Annotated in this window: 12 protein-coding genes; 7 read left to right on the forward strand and 5 right to left on the reverse strand. The window is 59.2% G+C overall.

Annotation, left to right across the window (positions count from 1 at the left end; all coding sequences use genetic code 11):
* Window positions 1-14: 14 nt before the first annotated feature.
* Window positions 15-3,059 (reverse strand): SusC/RagA family TonB-linked outer membrane protein, encoded by a 3,045-nt coding sequence (locus ACYU7Q_RS09250; RefSeq protein ID WP_460609164.1) that lies wholly within the window; start codon window positions 3,057-3,059, stop codon window positions 15-17.
* 531 nt (window positions 3,060-3,590) lie between these two features.
* Here ACYU7Q_RS09250 and fucP point away from each other — a divergent pair.
* The gene (gene fucP, locus ACYU7Q_RS09255; protein ID WP_460609165.1) at window positions 3,591-4,859 is read left to right on the forward strand and encodes a sugar MFS transporter; all 1,269 of its coding nucleotides are present in this window, start codon (window positions 3,591-3,593) and stop codon (window positions 4,857-4,859) included.
* A gap of 85 nt (window positions 4,860-4,944) precedes the next feature.
* Here the strand turns inward: fucP and ACYU7Q_RS09260 are convergent, their stop codons facing one another.
* Complete coding sequence (locus ACYU7Q_RS09260; RefSeq protein ID WP_460609166.1) at window positions 4,945-5,319, reverse strand: L-rhamnose mutarotase; 375 nt, start codon at window positions 5,317-5,319, stop codon at window positions 4,945-4,947.
* 86 nt (window positions 5,320-5,405) lie between these two features.
* Here ACYU7Q_RS09260 and ACYU7Q_RS09265 point away from each other — a divergent pair, with 86 nt between their 5' ends.
* Genes ACYU7Q_RS09265 through ACYU7Q_RS09275 form a run of 3 tightly spaced genes read left to right on the forward strand, consistent with a single transcriptional unit; the run spans window position 5,406 to window position 8,109 of the window.
* The gene (locus ACYU7Q_RS09265; RefSeq protein ID WP_460609167.1) at window positions 5,406-6,146 is read left to right on the forward strand and encodes a (Fe-S)-binding protein; all 741 of its coding nucleotides are present in this window, start codon (window positions 5,406-5,408) and stop codon (window positions 6,144-6,146) included.
* Window positions 6,143-7,543 carry a lactate utilization protein B gene (locus ACYU7Q_RS09270; protein WP_460609168.1) on the forward strand — a complete coding sequence of 467 codons (1,401 nt, stop codon included), beginning with the start codon at window positions 6,143-6,145 and terminating at the stop codon, window positions 7,541-7,543. Before ACYU7Q_RS09265 ends, ACYU7Q_RS09270 begins: the two co-directional genes overlap by 4 nt.
* On the forward strand, window positions 7,540-8,109 hold the full coding sequence (locus ACYU7Q_RS09275) for a LutC/YkgG family protein (protein ID WP_460609169.1): 570 nt from the start codon (window positions 7,540-7,542) through the stop codon (window positions 8,107-8,109). The genes ACYU7Q_RS09270 and ACYU7Q_RS09275 overlap by 4 nt, the downstream gene beginning before the upstream one ends.
* 75 nt (window positions 8,110-8,184) lie before the next feature.
* Here the strand turns inward: ACYU7Q_RS09275 and ACYU7Q_RS09280 are convergent, their stop codons facing one another.
* Both ACYU7Q_RS09280 and ACYU7Q_RS09285 read right to left on the reverse strand, forming a co-directional pair.
* Window positions 8,185-9,282 carry a LacI family DNA-binding transcriptional regulator gene (locus ACYU7Q_RS09280; RefSeq protein WP_460609170.1) on the reverse strand — a complete coding sequence of 366 codons (1,098 nt, stop codon included), beginning with the start codon at window positions 9,280-9,282 and terminating at the stop codon, window positions 8,185-8,187.
* A gap of 348 nt (window positions 9,283-9,630) precedes the next feature.
* Window positions 9,631-12,381 carry a substrate-binding domain-containing protein gene (locus ACYU7Q_RS09285; protein WP_460609171.1) on the reverse strand — a complete coding sequence of 917 codons (2,751 nt, stop codon included), beginning with the start codon at window positions 12,379-12,381 and terminating at the stop codon, window positions 9,631-9,633.
* Window positions 12,382-12,615: 234 nt separating this feature from the next.
* Between ACYU7Q_RS09285 and ACYU7Q_RS09290 the strand changes: the two genes are divergently transcribed.
* The 3 genes from ACYU7Q_RS09290 to ACYU7Q_RS09300 all read left to right on the forward strand — a co-directional run bounded on the left by ACYU7Q_RS09290 (window position 12,616) and on the right by ACYU7Q_RS09300 (window position 15,721).
* Entirely contained in the window at window positions 12,616-13,125 is a 510-nt protein-coding gene (locus ACYU7Q_RS09290; protein WP_460609172.1) for a helix-turn-helix domain-containing protein, read from the forward strand.
* 205 nt (window positions 13,126-13,330) lie between these two features.
* A complete protein-coding gene (locus ACYU7Q_RS09295) occupies window positions 13,331-14,452 on the forward strand; it encodes a glycoside hydrolase family 88/105 protein (protein WP_460609173.1) in 1,122 nt (373 codons plus the stop codon).
* A gap of 27 nt (window positions 14,453-14,479) precedes the next feature.
* A complete protein-coding gene (locus ACYU7Q_RS09300; RefSeq protein ID WP_460609174.1) occupies window positions 14,480-15,721 on the forward strand; it encodes a DUF2264 domain-containing protein in 1,242 nt (413 codons plus the stop codon).
* Here the strand turns inward: ACYU7Q_RS09300 and ACYU7Q_RS09305 are convergent.
* On the reverse strand, window positions 15,716-16,393 hold the full coding sequence (locus tag ACYU7Q_RS09305; protein WP_460609175.1) for a hypothetical protein: 678 nt from the start codon (window positions 16,391-16,393) through the stop codon (window positions 15,716-15,718). The genes ACYU7Q_RS09300 and ACYU7Q_RS09305 overlap by 6 nt on opposite strands.
* Between the last annotated feature and the right edge of the window lie 152 nt (window positions 16,394-16,545).

Raw genomic sequence — 16,545 nt, forward strand, 5'->3', positions numbered from 1 at the left:
GATTGCCCGTATAATTAAATCTGCACGTTGACCCCGAACAGGTAAGTTTTGGCCTGCGGGTACGTTTCGTTTTGCCGTTGCACCGTGCCGGGCCGCTCGGGGTCGAGCCCGACAAAAGGCGTGAACAGGAACAGGTTTTCACCGGCCGCATACACCCGCACACTGCCAATTTTGACTTTTTGGGTCAGGGATTGGGGAATGGTATACCCCAATTCCAGGTGGCGCACCTTGAAATAAGACGCGTCCTGTACGCGCAGGCTGGTGGCTTCGCCGGTGTTGTATTCGGAATTCACCACGCGCGGAATGGTATTCGACGTGCCTTCGCCGCGCCAGCGGTTCAGCACGTAGTCGAAATTGTTGCGGGTGGTGTAAGCCAGCTCGAAATAGCCCCCCACGGCGTAGCGTAGTATCTGCCGGCCGTAATCGCCCTGCGTGCTCGCGTTAAAGTCGAAATTCTTGTAGGACAAATTGCCGTTGATGCCCAGCGTGTACTTCGGCAACGACGAGCCCAGCACCTCCTTATCGGCGCCGTCCACTTTGCCATCACCGTTCAAATCGGCCAGCCGCAGGTCACCGGGCTGGTCGTTCACCTGATGGGGGTTTTCACCAATTTCCCGGGCATTTTGCCACACCCCGATGGAGCGGTACCCGTACACGCTGCCCACCGGATAACCCACCGCCGTGATGGAGCGGCCCGCGTCGCCGTAAATCACCGTGCCGGGCTCGCCCAGGCTGACAACCTTATTCTGGTTATATGAGCCGGTGAAGCTCAGGGAATACTTCAAATCCTTCCCCCACGAATCGGAGTAACCCGTAAATAATTCGACCCCGCGGTTGCGCACCTGACCAACGTTCCGAATCTGCGTCGCCGCTATAACATCGGTGCCAAAAAAACCGGACGTAGCCGGAATCGGCACGTTGGTCAGAATATCTTTCGTCAGCTTATCATAAGCATCAACCGTAACGGTCAGCTTATTCTGAAAAAAGCCCATATCCAAGCCGATGTCCGCGAGCAGGGCGGTTTCCCATCTGATGTCGGGGTTTTTCTGAATATCATACGCTACACCTTGTACCGTGTTGTTATTCAGGTAATACGGGTTGTTGAGGCTGGCCCCTTGTAAATACACGAAATTGGGAATTGCCTCGTTGCCAATGGCGCCGTAGCTGGCGCGCAGCTTCAATTCATTTACCGATTTGGTGTAGGGGGCAAAAAACGGCTCATCCGAAATGCGCCACCCCACCGAAGCCGACGGGAAGAAACCGTATTTGCGCGACGGCGAAAAGCGCGAGGAGCCGTCGTAGCGCCCTACCAGCTCCAGCAAATAGCGCTGCTTGTAATCATAGTTCACCCGCCCGAAAAACGAGCGCAGCGAATTCTCGTTCGGCACGTTGCCTACCACGCGGTCCAGCAAATTGCTGCCCGCGTCGAGCACCATAAATTGGTTGCTCGGGAAATTGGTCCGTTGCAGCGAATTGAATTCAGACTTGGAGTATTGCTCCGAATGGCCCAGCAAAACCGACGTATTATGGTCGCCAAAAGCCTGAGTGAACGTCAGCACGTTGTTGACAATCCAGTTATTGTTGAGCCGGTCGGTTTCCGTCAATTGCCGCTGCTGGGGCAGACGCTCGGAAACCGTTACCCCCTTGGAATCGACAATGCTGTAGGACGGCAAAAACGTCTGCGAATGGTTGTACGACAGGTTTATGCCGCCCGTGCTACGAAACTTGAGGAAGCTAAACGGATTGTATTCGACGAAGAACGACGAGTTCGTTCCCGTGGTAGGGCCATTATTCGTGTAATCGGCCCCAATAGCTGCGGTTTGCAGGGGGTTCAGGCCACCATTTTCGGCGTTGGTGGGGCCGCCGGGCAAGCGGTAGCCCGGCGTGCCATCGGGGTTGGTCAGCGGAATCGTGGGCACAAACTCAATCGCCGAGCTATAATTGATTTGCGCGCTGGTGGGCGACTTGCTATTGAAAACAAAGGCGTTCAGGCCAACACTAATTTTATCGTTCAGCTTGGCATCCAGATTTACCCTTCCCGTTATGCGCTTGAACGACGAATATTCCACGATGCCCGTTTCGTCGAGGTAATTGGCAGCTATTAAATAGCGTACTTTTTCGGAGCCTCCCTTCACCGAGATGTTATGCTCCTGCCGGATGCCGTTGCGCAGCACCGCCTTCAGCCAGTCGGTGCCGTCGCCGAAGGACGCAATCTGGTCGTCGCTCCAGGTCGGCTGGCCGCCGGCATTAATAATGGACTCGTTTTGCAGGCGCACAAAGTCGTGAGCATTCAACAATTTGGGCATCCGGGCAATCTGCGACACGCCGTAAGCGTAGGAATAGTCAACCACGGTTTTGCCCACGGCACCCCGCTTGGTGGTCACCACAATCACCCCGTTGGCAGCCCGCGAGCCATAAATAGCACTCGCCGAGGCATCCTTTAGCACCGTGATATTATCAATGTCTTTGGGGCTGATGGTATTCAAATCCTGCCCTTCAATTCCATCAACAATTACCAGCGGGCCCTTGCCTGAATTAAGCGTGCCCTCTCCGCGAATGCGAATATCAACCCCGGCTCCGGGCGCTCCCGACGTTCTGGTTATCTGAACGCCCGACACCTTGCCCTGCAGGGCCTGGCCCACGCCAGTAACCGCGCTTTTAGAAATATCCTCGCTTTTAACCGTTGCCACCGAGCCGGTTACGCTGCCCCGGCGCTGCGTGCCGTAGCCCACCACCACCACATCGGACAAGGAAGTAGCTTTTTCCTTCAGGGCCACCTCCACGTTCGAGTCAGCCCCGACCCGAACTTCCGTCGCGTCATACCCAACAAAAGAAAATACGAGCACCGCTTCGCCAGCAGCCGGAACCGAGAGGGTGAATTTGCCATCGTTATCGGTTGCGGCCCCCGTCGTTGTGCCCTTCAGCAAAACGGTTACCCCCGGCAAAGGAGATTTATCGCCAGCACCAACTACTCTGCCACTAATCTGCCTCTGCTGCGCCTGGGCAGCAAAGGCAATTAGCAAAGCCACGAGCAACAGAAAGAGTCTACTTCTATTCATCGGTTATTTTTTAAAGCGAAAAATTCAGCGCGTTTGGTTAAATAAGTATTGCGTGAGTCCGACAAAGCGGTGTAACCAAGCCCAGGCCTTGGAAATAGCTCAAATAATCGAAATCCGTACGCGTATTTTGACTACTTACAATTAAGAAGCATACACGAATTAGACAATAAAGCTAGGTTGACCTTTGACAATAAGCACCACCAATTGAGCTGTTTATTTACGCAACCGATTCCGAAGAAAAATCAACGGAATCGGTTGCGTAAATAAACAGCTCAACCAACCAGATTATAACCCTGATTATCAATATCAAAACAAAAGAGTTGTTGCTTTTGCAATCGTATGCCGTATGGCATTCACAAACACCTGTTTTGTTCAATCGCTCCCAAAAACTAACTTGCCCCACTAACCTACTTATACTCTACCACCGAATAAGCAGAGTTGAATTTTAGGCCTGAAAACAGCAGTAATTGCTGCAATAATTTTCAGTAATTCAGCTCATCCGTCACTTAATTTTTCAACGGTCTTCTGTTCATGAACAATACCCTTACTGCTCCCGATTTAACATCGAAGGCCGCTTTTACCCAGAAGAAGTTTATTGTCACCCTGGCATTTGTCACCTCGCTGTTTATGCTCTGGGGCATTGCCATTACCATGGGCGACGTGCTCAACCGGCACTTCCAAAATGTGCTGCACGTATCCAAAGCGCAGTCCGGGTTAGTGCAATTTTCCATCTTCGGTGCTTATGCCGTGATGGGAATACCGGCGGGCATGGTCATGAAGCGCTTCGGCTATAAAAACGGCGTTTTGTTCGGGCTGAGTCTTTACGCGGTAGGCGCATTTCTATTCGTTCCCGCCGCCAATGCCGAATCTTTTGGGATGTTCCGCATCGCACTATTTGTCCTGGCCTGCGGGCTGGCCACGTTAGAGGCGGTAGCACATCCTTTCGTCGCCTCCCTCGGCGACCAGCGCAGCAGCGACCAGCGGCTCAATTTTGCCCAGGCTTTTAATGGCCTGGGCGCCGTGCTGGGCCCCCTCATTGGCGGCTATTTCATTCTGCGCACTGGCCAGGAACACTCCAACGACCTGGCTTCGGTGAAGCTACTTTACCAAATAATCGGCGCGGTCATTCTTTTATTAGCGGTAGCATTTTATTTCGTCAAGGTTCCGGCGTTTCAGGATATTCACGCCGTTGAAGCGGAGGCCGATTCCTACGCCGCCCCCATCAACCCCAACGATTTGCAGCGTCCGGGCAAGCTATTCGCCCGCCGCCATTTTGTGTGGGCGATAGTCGCACAATTTTTCAATGTCGCGGCCCAGTGCGGCGCGTGGGCTTTTTTCATCAATTACGGAATCGAAAAAATCGGGCTGGTTGCGGAAAAAGCCTCCTACTATTTTGCGTTCAGCATGCTGTTGCTCATGATAGGCCGCTTTGTTGGCACCTTCCTCATGCGCTTTATTGCCCCGAATAAATTATTGGCTGGTTTCGCGCTGGGTAGCATTGCCATGTGCGTAGTAGTTGCGCAAAACTTGGGCTGGCCCTCCTTCGTGGCCTTATTGCTGCTTAATTTCTTTATCAGCATCATGTTCCCCACCATCTTTAGCCTCGGATTAAAGGATTTGGGTCCCCTGACCCAACAGGGCTCTTCCCTCCTAGTCATGTCAGTGGTTGGAGGGGCCGTTTTCCCGCCAATTATGGGCCTGGTAGCCAACCACGACGTAGCAAGAGCTTACTATTTGCCCATCGTCTGTTACGCTATTATATTTTTATTCGGAGCCAAGCTTTACAAAGTCAGGACATAAACCCGACTCTGGCTGCTAACGCTTAGCAGCAGCCATTACCGCTAATTCATTAATTATCCACCGGATTATTGGCACCGAGTTAGCCTTATTTGTCAAGCACGTAAATTCGTTCCACCAATTCCCATTTTTCAGCAGCAGAATTTGTTGCGTCGGCTTTCTGGAATTGCGATACAAACGCCTCCCATTCTGATTGCTGAGGTTTTAACGCCAGGGCCTGCATTGCCTGCTCATGGTCGAAATCAACAACCGTATCCATAATCATAAACAGGTGATTTTTAAAGAAGTATATTTCCATATCCAGAATCCCTACTTCTTTCATTCCCTGGGTGACCGCGGGCCATACTGCCCCTGGGGCATGCACTTTTTTATATTGCTCAATTAGCTGAGGGTTGTCTTGCAATGCCATGGTTTTGCAAAACCTCTTAAAATTAACCGGCGCATTTTGCTTTAAATATTCCATATTTTTTCTGATTATTTTGGTTGTCGCAAATTACGTTACGCAGTGAACATAACTTCCCAATTTTAATTTTCCTGTCTATAATTTAAATGAAAGTTGCGCTATTTGTTCCGTGTTACATCGACCAGTTCTACCCGCAGGTCGGCATTGCCACGCTGCAGCTGTTGGAGAAGCTGGGGGTGCGGGCCCATTTCCCGGCCCGGCAAACCTGCTGCGGCCAGCCGCTGGCCAACAGCGGCTGCGAGCGCGAGGCCCTGCCCATCTACCGGCACTTCGTCGACACCTTCCGCGACTACGACTACGTGGTGGCCCCCTCCGGCAGCTGCGTCTACCACGTGCGCAAGCACTTCGATAAGCTCGAGCAGACGGCCGACGTGCAGCACGTGCGCGCCGCGGCCTACGACCTGATTGACTTCATCACCACCGTTCTGAAGGTAGAGAGCCTGCCCGGTGCCTTCCCGCACAAAGTGGGTTTGCACCTGAGCTGCCACGGCCAGCGCGGCCTGCACCAGGCCACCGAATCGGAACTGACGCCCGTGCGCGACGGGCAGCTCAGCCGCCTGCTGCGCTCCCTTGATGGCCTCGAACTCACCCAGCTCAACCGCAACGACGAGTGCTGCGGCTTCGGCGGCACGTTCTGCGTGAGCGAAGCCGGCATTTCGGCCCGCATGGGGCAGGACCGCGTGGCCGACCACGTGCGCAACGGCACGCAGGTGCTCACCGGCAGCGACATGTCGTGCCTGATGCACCTGGAGGGCATCGTGCGCCGCGCCCAGCTGCCCATCCGCGTGCTGCACGCCGCCGAAATCTTAAACGGAGTTACGCCATGACCCACGCCACCCGCGCCGATAAATTCCTGCTGGATGCCGACCGCACCAGCTGGCACGACGAGACCCTGTGGTTCGTGCGCGAGAAGCGCGACCGCGCCGCGTACGCCGTACCCGAGTTTCAGGAGCTGCGTGAGTTGGCCTCCGCCATCAAGGACCACACGCTGAGCCGGCTCGACCACTACTTGCAGGCGTTCGAAGCTGCCGCTAAGGCCAATGGCGTGCACGTGCACTGGGCCGCCGACGCGGCCGAGCACAACGCCATTATTCTGGATATTATCCGGCAGCAGGGCGCCACACGCATTGTCAAAAGCAAGTCGATGCTGACGGAGGAATGCCACCTGAACCCGTACCTGATACAGCACGGCATTGAGGTGGTGGACACGGATTTAGGTGAACGGATTATTCAGTTCCGGGACGAGCCGCCGAGCCACATTGTGCTGCCCGCCATCCACCTGAAAAAGGAGGACGTGGGCGACACCTTTCACACCCACCTGGGCACGGAAAAGGGCGAAAGCGACCCGCAGCGCCTCGCCGAGGCCGCCCGCCAGCATTTGCGGGGCAAGTTTATTGCCGGGCAAGTGGCTATTTCGGGGGTGAATTTTGCGATTGCCGAAACCGGCAGCGTGGTGGTGTGCACCAACGAGGGCAACGCCGACCTGGGCGTGAGCCTGGCGGCTGTCCACATCGCCTGCATGGGCATCGAAAAGCTGATTCCGCGCCTCACGGATTTGGGCGTATTCACGCGGCTGCTGGCCCGCAGCGCCACCGGCCAGCCGGTTACGACGTACACGTCACACTTTACCAAGCCGGTGGCAGGCAAGGAGATGCACATTGTCATCGTGGACAATGGCCGCACCCAGCAACTGGGCCGGCCCGACTTCCGGGCTTCGCTCAAGTGCATCCGGTGCGGGGCCTGCATGAACACCTGCCCGGTGTACCGGCGCAGCGGCGGCCACAGCTACGATTTTACCGTGCCCGGGCCGATTGGGGCCATCCTCTCGCCCAACATCGACCTGAAAAAGCACGCCTCGCTGCCCTTTGCCAGCACGCTCTGCGGCTCGTGCACCGACGTGTGCCCGGTGAAAATCGACATCCACGCCCAGCTCTACAAGTGGCGCCAGGTGCTGGGCGAGGCGGGCGAACTCCCGGCCGCCAAGAAGTGGAGTATGAAATTTATGGGCCGCGTGCTGGCCAGCACCCGCGTGTATGGGCTGGGCGGGCAGTTTGCCCGCCGGGCCCTGCGCCTGCTGCCCCACGGCCTGACCCACGCCAAAGGCTTCAACGCCTGGGCCGTGGCCCGCGAGCTGCCCGAGCCGCCCAGGCACAGCTTCCGCGAGTGGTACGCCCAGCAGCCCCCCCCCGCCGCCCAGCCCGCCCAACCCAAACCGTCCGCATGAGCACCGCATCCCGCGACCGCATCCTGGCCGCCGTCAGGGCCAACAAACCCGCCGAGTTGCCCCTGCCCACCGTGCCCGACTTTGGCGGCGAGGCCACCATTGAACGGTTCACCACGGTGCTGGCCGGCATCGGCGGCACGGTCGTGCGCCTGAATGGTCTGGGCGAGCTGGTGCCCACGCTGCAGCAGCTTTTCCCCGAGGCGCGCACCACGGCCTCGCCTTTGTTTGCCGCCTCTGTGCCCATCAATGCGCAGACGCCCACCGGCATTCTGGCGGCTATCGATTTGGCGGTGTTGCCGGGCGAAATCGGCGTGGCCGAGAACGGGGCCGTGTGGCTGCCCGAGGCCAACATGCTGCACCGGGCGCTGCCCACCGTCACCCAGCACCTGGCCCTGGTGCTCGACCAGCGGCGCCTGGTGGCCACCATGCACCAGGCCTACGCCCAGCTGCCCACCACCGGCGGCTACGGCAAGTTCGTGGCCGGGCCCTCCAAGACGGCCGACATCGAGCAGTCGCTCGTCATTGGCGCCCACGGCGCCCGCAGCCTCGTCGTGCTGCTGTATTGAAGCGCGCCGATGAGCAGCCAGTGTTACGCCGGTACGCCGGCCAAACAGACCGCAACCGGCTCCCGTATGGCAAGCCTATCCCACGCGGCCGTACCAGTTAGCGCCCTCATCATCGGAAGCAGACGCCTTCTCAAAAAGGCTGCGCAACTTAGAATGCCCGTTCCCCGCCGACGAAGCCCGGACGATGAGCTCCGATTTCAATTCGAGGCTTTGGCTGGGTAGTACCGGCTTGTTTTTATTGATGGCCTGAAACAGTATCCGGGCCGCCTCCTTCCCGATGGCATAGGCGGGCTGGGTGATGGTGGTCAGGCTGGGCGCGAGCAGCGAGGCCGTTTCCATGTTGGAAAAACCAATGATTTTTACGTCATCGGGAATGCTTTTCCCCAGGCTCTGGCAGGCCCGGTAGCTGCCCAACGCCAGGCGCTCGACCGCGGCAAAAATGCCATCGATTTGCGGGTGCTGCTCCAGTAGGTTTTTGATGTTCGCCAGGTTTTCGTCATTCGAGCCGTTGCTGTCGAGCACCAGGCTGGCGTCGTAAGGCACCTGATGGGCCTCAAGGGCGGCCATATAGCCTTGCAGCCGCTTGCTGCCAATTGATAAATTCTCGGCTACCTGCAGGTGGGCAATGTGGCGGCAGCCCGCCTTGAGCAGGTGTTCGGTGGCGTTGTAGCCGCTGGCAAAGTCGTCCGTCGTCACGGTGGCGGTGTTGAGCTTTTCGCTCACACGGTCGAACTGCACCATGGGCACGCCCATCTCCTTCAGGTTTTCCAGATGCGTGATATCGACCGTGCCGCTGGCCAGTGAAACCAGGATGCCATCGACGCGGCCGCTGGTGAGGTATTTGGACACGGCAACTTCCTGCTCCTGGCTGTCGTGCGTGATGTAGATGAGCACGTGGTAGCCGTTTTGCTGCGCGATTTCCTCGATGCCGTTGATGGCCAGCGAGAAAAAGTGGTTATCGACCTCGGGCAGCACCAAGCCGATGGTTTTGGTTACGTTGTTGCGCAGGCTGCCGGCGTAGGGATTGGGCGTGTAGTTAAGCTGCCGCGCTACTTCCTGAACCCGCTGGCAGGTGGCCGTACTGATTTCGTAGCTGTCGCGCAAAGCGCGGGATACCGTGGACTGTGCCAGGCCCAAATGGGCGGCAAGCTGCTTGAGATTGACAGAACTCATGTTCGTTGCGAATAAGCACCGGGCCACTTCCAGAGGCTAAGCCTGAAAATTGCTCGGGGGTGGGATTTTCAGCTGTTGCCCCAAAGGAGCACCAGCCATTGAAAAGAGATGGTTGAGGGATGCGTCAGCTTCCACGGCCAAAGGCAACTCACGGAAGCTGCTTCGGGGGTAAGCCTGCTACATCTCAAAGTTCTTTTCTGCTTACCCGTATCACTTTCTCATTTTTTGCAACGTTTGTTCAATCCCCGATTTTTACTCAAATCATTAATTGTCAATTATATAAAAAGCAAAAACCGACTCCCATTCGGGAATCGGTTTCGATTTTATTACAGGGCTTTCGGGATTGTTTCAGTTCGGGGTGGAAATATGCAGCGCCCGAAACGCCGATGGCGAAAGCTGGTAGCGCGCCCGGAAACTAGTGGCGAAATAGGCCGGCGACGAGAAGCCCAGCTCGTACGACACATCGGCAATGGAGCGCTGGCTGTCGAGCAACAGCTCGCGGGCTTTTGTCAGGCGCACGCTTTGGATGAAGTCGGTGACGCCGGTGCCCAGCACCGCCTTCACTTTTCGATACAGTTGCATGCGCGAGATGCCCAGCCGACGGGCGACTTCCTCCACGCTCACGTCGGCCTCGCTCAGGCCGGCCTCGACGGCGGCGGTGAGGTCGGCCAGGAATTTCTGGTCGGGGCTGGCCGGGGCCACCGTGGCCGTATCCACGCTCAGCTCGCGGCGGAAATGCTCGCGCTGGCGGGCGCGGTTGGCCAGCAGGGTACGCACGCTTTCGAGCAGGAAGGTAGGGTTGAAGGGCTTGGTGAGGTAGAGGTCGGCCCCGGCCTGCACGCCCTCCAACTGCTGCTCCGACGCATTGCGGGCCGTGAGCAGCACCACCGGAATGTGGCTGGTGCGCCAGTCGGCCTTGAGCAGCGTCACCACTTCCAGGCCACTGAGGCCGGGCATCATCACATCGCACACAATCAGGTCGGGAATCAGGTCGGTGGCCAGCTGAAAGCCCGAGTGGCCATCGGTAGCGCTGCGCACCTGGAAGGCGCTGCCCAGCTTCCGCACCAGAAAATCGTTTACTTCCTGGTTGTCTTCGATGACGAGCACCACGGTTTCGTTTCCGGGGTCGGCAGCCTCCGCGGCCATAGCGCCTTCCGCGTCAGTCGGAATAGGCTCGGGCTCGTCGAGGAGGGTGATGGCGGGCAAACTGGCGGGCCCCACGGCGCGGAGCGCCTCGGGCAGCTCGCGGGGCAGCGTCACGGTGAAGGTGCTGCCCTTGCCGGGCTGGCTGCTGAAATCCAGCTGGCCCTGGTGCAGGCGCACCAGCCCCTGCGCCAGGGCCAGCCCCATGCCCGAGCCCTTGGCTACGGCTCCCTGGTCGCCCTGGTAAAACCACTCGAAAATATGCGCCCGGTCCCGGTCGCTGATGCCCCGGCCGGTATCGGCAACGCTCACCTGCACCCGGCCCGGCTCGGCGGCCTGCACGCTGATGGTAATCAGGCCTTGGTCGGGCGTAAACTTTAAGGCATTGGACAGCAGGTTAAAAAACACCTTGTCGAGAATATTGCCGTCGAACCAGGCGGGCAGCACCGGCTCGGCCGCCAGCAGCTGCATGCGCACGCCCCGAAGCTGCGCCGGCTTTTCAAACACCTCCACAATTTCCCGCAGAAATGCCACCAAGTCGCCTTCCGTCGCGTGCACCGCCATTTTGCCTACCTCAAGCTTGCGGAAGTCGAGCAGCTGGTTCACCAGCTGCAGCAGCCGCTGGGTATTGCGCCGCACCAAGGCCAGGTCCTGCCGCTGCGGTCCCGAGAAGCTGGCGCTCGCGCTGAGCAGCTCTTCCACCGGGCCCAGAATAAGGGTGAGGGGCGTGCGCAGCTCGTGCGAGAAATTGGTAAAGAAGCGCAGCTTGGCCTCGGTATCGGCCCGGGCTTGCTCGGCCAATTCCTGAATCTGGTTACGCTGCGCGCTGATTTCCTCGTTCTGAACCGTTAGCCGACGGTTGATGCGGTCATTTTCTGCGCTCCGGAGGGCCAGCTGCCGGGCCGAGCGCCAAGCAATAGCGCCCAGCGCTAGGGCAATCAACAGCGTGGCGAGCAGCACGTAGAGCACGGTTTGCTGGCTGGCGTACGTGGCGCGCAGGCTTTGCAGCAGGCCGTGCTGTAGCTCGATGTCTTTTTGCTGCGTGAGGATTTTCTCGCTTTGCTGCTGCATCGTCAGCACATTCGTCGAATCGATGACAACCGTGTTCAGCTTGTTTTCCCGCTTGAAGGGCTGCCGATTGAGAATTTTCAGCGCCGTACGAATGGCATCTTCGCCCGCTGGCGAGTTCAACATCGAGGCGGTGAGGATGCCTTGCTTCACCAGCTCGGGCGTCAAGCCATCGACCCCAATGATGCGCACCTGCCCTTTGCGCCCCAGCTGCGTTAGCACCTCGGAGGCGGCGCGGCCCATATTGTCGTTGTGCGAAAAGATGAGCGACACATCGGGATGTGCCTGCAAAGCAGCCCGTAGCACCGGCTTGAGCGTCGTAATATTCCAGTTGCCATTCACCTGTGCTACCAGCCGCATGCCCGGAAAAGCCGTCAACGCCTGAGAAAATCCCTGATGCCGCCCTATGGTCGCCGAAGAGCCGGGTGCCCCCAGAATTTCGATGATTTCGCCGCGCTTATGCAGCAATTGAGCGGCGTATTTAGCCGCTATTTGCCCTATCTCCACGTTGTCGCCGCCCACGTAGGCCGTGTACTGCTGCGAAGTAATCCGACGGTCGAGCAGTACCACAGGAATACCGTTTTGGAAGGCCTCCTCCACCGCGGGCGTCACGGGACCGGGCTCGTAGGGAGACACTATCAGCAGGTCGATGCCCTCGCGCATCAGCTGGCGAATCTGCTCGGCCTGCCGGGGGCTGCTGTCCTCGGCATCGAGCATGCGCAGCTGGACCTCCGGGTGAAAACTCAATTCCCGCTGCATCCCCTCTAAGACGGCCTTGCGCCAGACGCCGTGGGTGCTGCACTGAGAGAAACCAATGCGGTATGCCGGGGGTGCAGCTGGCCTGGCACAGCCCATGAGCAGCAGCCACACGGGCAGCAACCAGCTCATCCAACAAACTATAGGCCTTTTAAACACAGACGAACCAGAAAGCACCGGAAATAAACCCGCCCGGCACGGCTAACCCAAATATACATCCCTGCGAAACTACTGCCGCCACAAGGCATTTAGTTTTACGTTTAAGCACTACACCGCTTATCGAATGCAAGGTTCCAGTGCCCCGTCTTAACCTTCTCTACTTTGCGTAGGCAGCGTCGTGTCTCTCAGGCGGGCCAACAGCCCCACTTGGCTGTTCACGCCCGGCAGCGTGACGCTGCCGAAGGTGATGGGCACGCCGGTTCCGTTGCGGGCCACCGCTCGTCGCCCGAGCTGCTGCACGAGTATTACCAGCGCCACATCCTGCTGGAGCCCACCGAAATAGTAGTGGCCGATGCCGACCGGCAATTTCTGGAGCAGGCCATGGGCGTGGTGGAGCGAAACCTCGACAACTCCGAGTTCAGCGTGCAGGTACTGGTGAAGGAAATGGCCATGAGCCAGTCCGTTTTCTACCGCCGCATCAAGAGCATCACCGGGCAGACGGCCGTGGAGTTTATCCGCGACGTGCGCATGAAGCGCGCCGCCCAACTGCTGGCTCAAACCCAGATGCGCGTGTCCGAAGTAGCCTTCGAAGTGGGCATTGAGGACGCCAAGTATTTCCGCAAGGCGTTCCAGAAAATCTACAACGTCTCGCCCTCCGAATACGCCAAGCAGCACCGGCAGGGCCGGGAAGCCGCCTCGGCCGAACCAGTGGCGTGAAGCGCAAGAACGTTATGCTGAGCGAAGTCGAAGCATGGCATTCTCATGTATACGGCATTGACAATCAGCATCCCTTCAAGCTACCCGACGAAAACCGCCCCCCTAATCTCCCAAAACGCCCCCGCCAAATCCCGGCGGGGTGGCCTAGTATTGTGGTTAGATTTCGCCGCCGGATTCGGCCCGCTTCATTCCCCACCCCATCCATATGTTCCTCTCTCTTCGTCCGCTGGCCTGCGGGCTGCTGCTGGCCCTGGGCCTCGGCCGCGCCGGCCACGCCCAGGAAATGACCGCCGCCGACAAGGCCGTTTTCAAGCCCAAATTCATCAAGCAGCAGTTGCTGAAAGCCACCAAATGGCAGCTGGCCCATCCAAAGCACAAGGTCACGGACTGGACCAACGGCGCGTTCTACTCCGGCGTGTTTGCCGCGTACCAGACCACCAAGTCGAAGCTCATTCTCGACTCGCTCATGGCCATGGGCGAACGCACCAAGTGGCAGCCCGACCGCCGCTACGACCACGCCGACGACATTGCCATCTGCCAGACCTACCTCAACCTCTACCGCCTGAAAAAGGACCGGCGCATGATAGAGCCGACCCTGGCCGTGGTGGAAAAATTCCGCACCGTGCCCGGCCCGGAAGTGCAGAAAAACGGCATTGCTTGGTGGTGGTGCGATGCCCTGTTCATGGGGCCACCCGTGCTCGTGAAGCTGGGTTTGATTGAGAATCAGCCCAAATACGTGGCCCTGAGCGACACGCTGTATCAGCAGACGTACCGGCGGCTGTTCAACCACCAGGAGCACCTGTTTTCGCGCGATGCTTCCTACCTGTGGAGCGAATCGGGTGAAGGCAAAAAGGAGAGCAATGGCCAACGCATTTTCTGGAGCCGGGGCAATGGCTGGGTGATGGGCGGCCTGGTGCAAATCCTCCAGGAACTGCCCACGAACCATCCCACGCGGCCTTTCTACGCGGGCCTGTTCAAGGAAATGAGCGCCCGGCTGGTGCAATTGCAGCAGCCCGACGGCCTGTGGCGCTCCAGCCTGCTCGACCCGGCCGCTTACCCCGGCGGCGAAACCTCGGGCTCGGGCTTCGATACCTACGCCATGGCCTGGGGCATCAATAACGGCCTGCTCGACCAGGCCACCTACCTGCCCGCCGTGCAAAAAGCCTGGGTAGCGCTCAACAAAGTGGTATCGCCGGAAGGCCGCGTGGGCTGGGTGCAGCCCATCGGGGCCGACCCGCGCCGCGACTTTTCGGCCGAAAGCTGGGAAGTGTACGGCACCGGGGCCTTCCTGCTGGCCGGCTCCGAAGTCATCAAGCTCAAGCATTGATTTAGCGGCCTTTCGGCCCTGCTACCTATGAAGCGACGCTCATTTATTGCGGGAGTTGGTGCGGGCCTGTCGGCGCTTTCAATGCCGACGGTGGCGTTGCCCATCGAGGCCACGCGGCCCGCCAAGCCGGTGGCCGACCGCGACTACTGGGTGACAACTCTGCTGCGTATCGTAGAGCCGGTGCTAAAAGCCGGGGCCGAAGGCACACTCAAAACAGCTATGCCCGTGGAATCAGCGGCCGGGCAGCAGGAAAGCCGCCGCCGCGTCACGCACCTCGAAGCGCTGGGCCGCACCCTGGCCGGCCTGGCCCCCTGGCTGGAACTGGCCGACGTGCCCGCGACCGAGCAAGCGCGCCAGCAGCGCGCCGCCGAACAGGCCCGCCAGACCATTGCCCACGCTGTAAACCCACAGTCGCCAGGTTTTCTGAACTTTACTCAGGGCGGACAGCCGGTGGTAGATGCGGCTTTCCTGGCTCATGCCCTATTACGCGCGCCTACTCAACTCTGGGCCAAACTGCCCGCTGCCACGCAGCAGCAGTTGGTGCAGGCGCTGCAAAGCAGCCGCATTATCAAGCCGGTGTATAGCAACTGGTTATTGTTCAGTGGCATCATTGAGGCAGCATTGCTCAAGTTCACTGGTAGCGGCGATTTGATGCGGATGGATTACGCCATCAAGGAGCACCAGACCTGGTACAAGGGCGACGGCACCTACGGCGACGGCCCCGATTTTCATTGGGACTATTACAACAGCTACGTCATTCAGCCCATGCTGCTGGACGTGGTGGGCACGCTGGTGGCGGCCGGCAAGGAAACCAAGGAGCTGCTGGAGCGCCTCCAGGCCCGCGCCCGGCGCTACGCCGCCGTGCAGGAACGGCTGATTGCGCCCGATGGCTCGTTTGCGGCTTTCGGGCGCTCACTGGCTTATCGTTGCGGGGCCTTTCAGCACCTGGCTCAGGTCAGTTTGCAGCAATTATTGACCGCCGAGCTGCCGGCCGGGCAGGTGCGCAGTGCCCTCACGGCCGTGATTCGGCGCACGATGGAACCCAAAGGCACGTTCGACGCGCAGGGCTGGCTGCAAATCGGGCTGTGCGGACACCAGCCGGGCATTGGCGAAACCTACATTTCGACTGGCAGCCTGTACCTGTGCACCACCGCGTTTCTGCCGCTGGGCCTGCCCGCGAGCGACCCGTTCTGGACCAGCCCGGCGCAGGACTGGACCGCCCGCCAAATCTGGTCGGGCCAGGATGTGAAGACCGACCACGCGCTATAAGAGCGGTTCTACCAGTTTAATGGGTAGTTGCGCATTTGCTCCTAGTGCGTCTACTATTATCACTGTGGCCCGCTTGTGCGCGGCCCTGGCATGCCGCAACGTCTCGGCCGAGCCGCCGCGGGCCAGCTTGGTAGTCGGCTCCGGGGCGAGGGCTGCGTCGTAGTCGGCCTGGGTGCAGGCTACCAGTAGCACATCGCACGCAGCCACAATGGCGAAGGCCGTTTCGGCAAACCGCTCGTCGCGGTCCGCACTGGTGCCCGTGATACGTACCTCGCGCACGTTGGGGCCTCGTAGCAGGCTTTCTGAGCGAGCCACCCGGGCTGCCACGGCGGGGTCGGTGGCGGCCTCGTCGCCCAGGCGGAAGTCTTCGGGCAGGAAGAAACCAGCGGGTGGCGTGGGCAGAAATATCAGCTGCGCGTAAGCCGGCTGGCCGGTGGCGGGCACCCGGCGGGCGCGCTCCGCTAGCAGCTCAACAAATACGGTATCAGCCCCCAGCGCCAGCGACGAAACGCCCAGCAGCGCGTGGTCCGGGCCGGGGTGCTCGGCTTCCAGGTGGTCAAGCACCTGCGCGAGCGTGGCACGCAAAGTCGCCTCGCCGCCCGGCGGCAACAGGCGCTTGCCCACAAAACCGATGACGAATAGCTCAGGACTTAAGGCGCTGGAATTTTGCATAATACAAGCCGCATCGAAGAGCAATGGGATGATGCGCTAGTTAGCGAGGAATGAGCAAGATAGCGGGGAACGAATGCCGACCCACCCCAACCGCCACGCCCGTCCCGCGGCGAAGTACGCACGGCTACGGCACCGCCGAACAGGTTCAGGGC

This window comes from Hymenobacter terrigena (assembly GCF_054776515.1).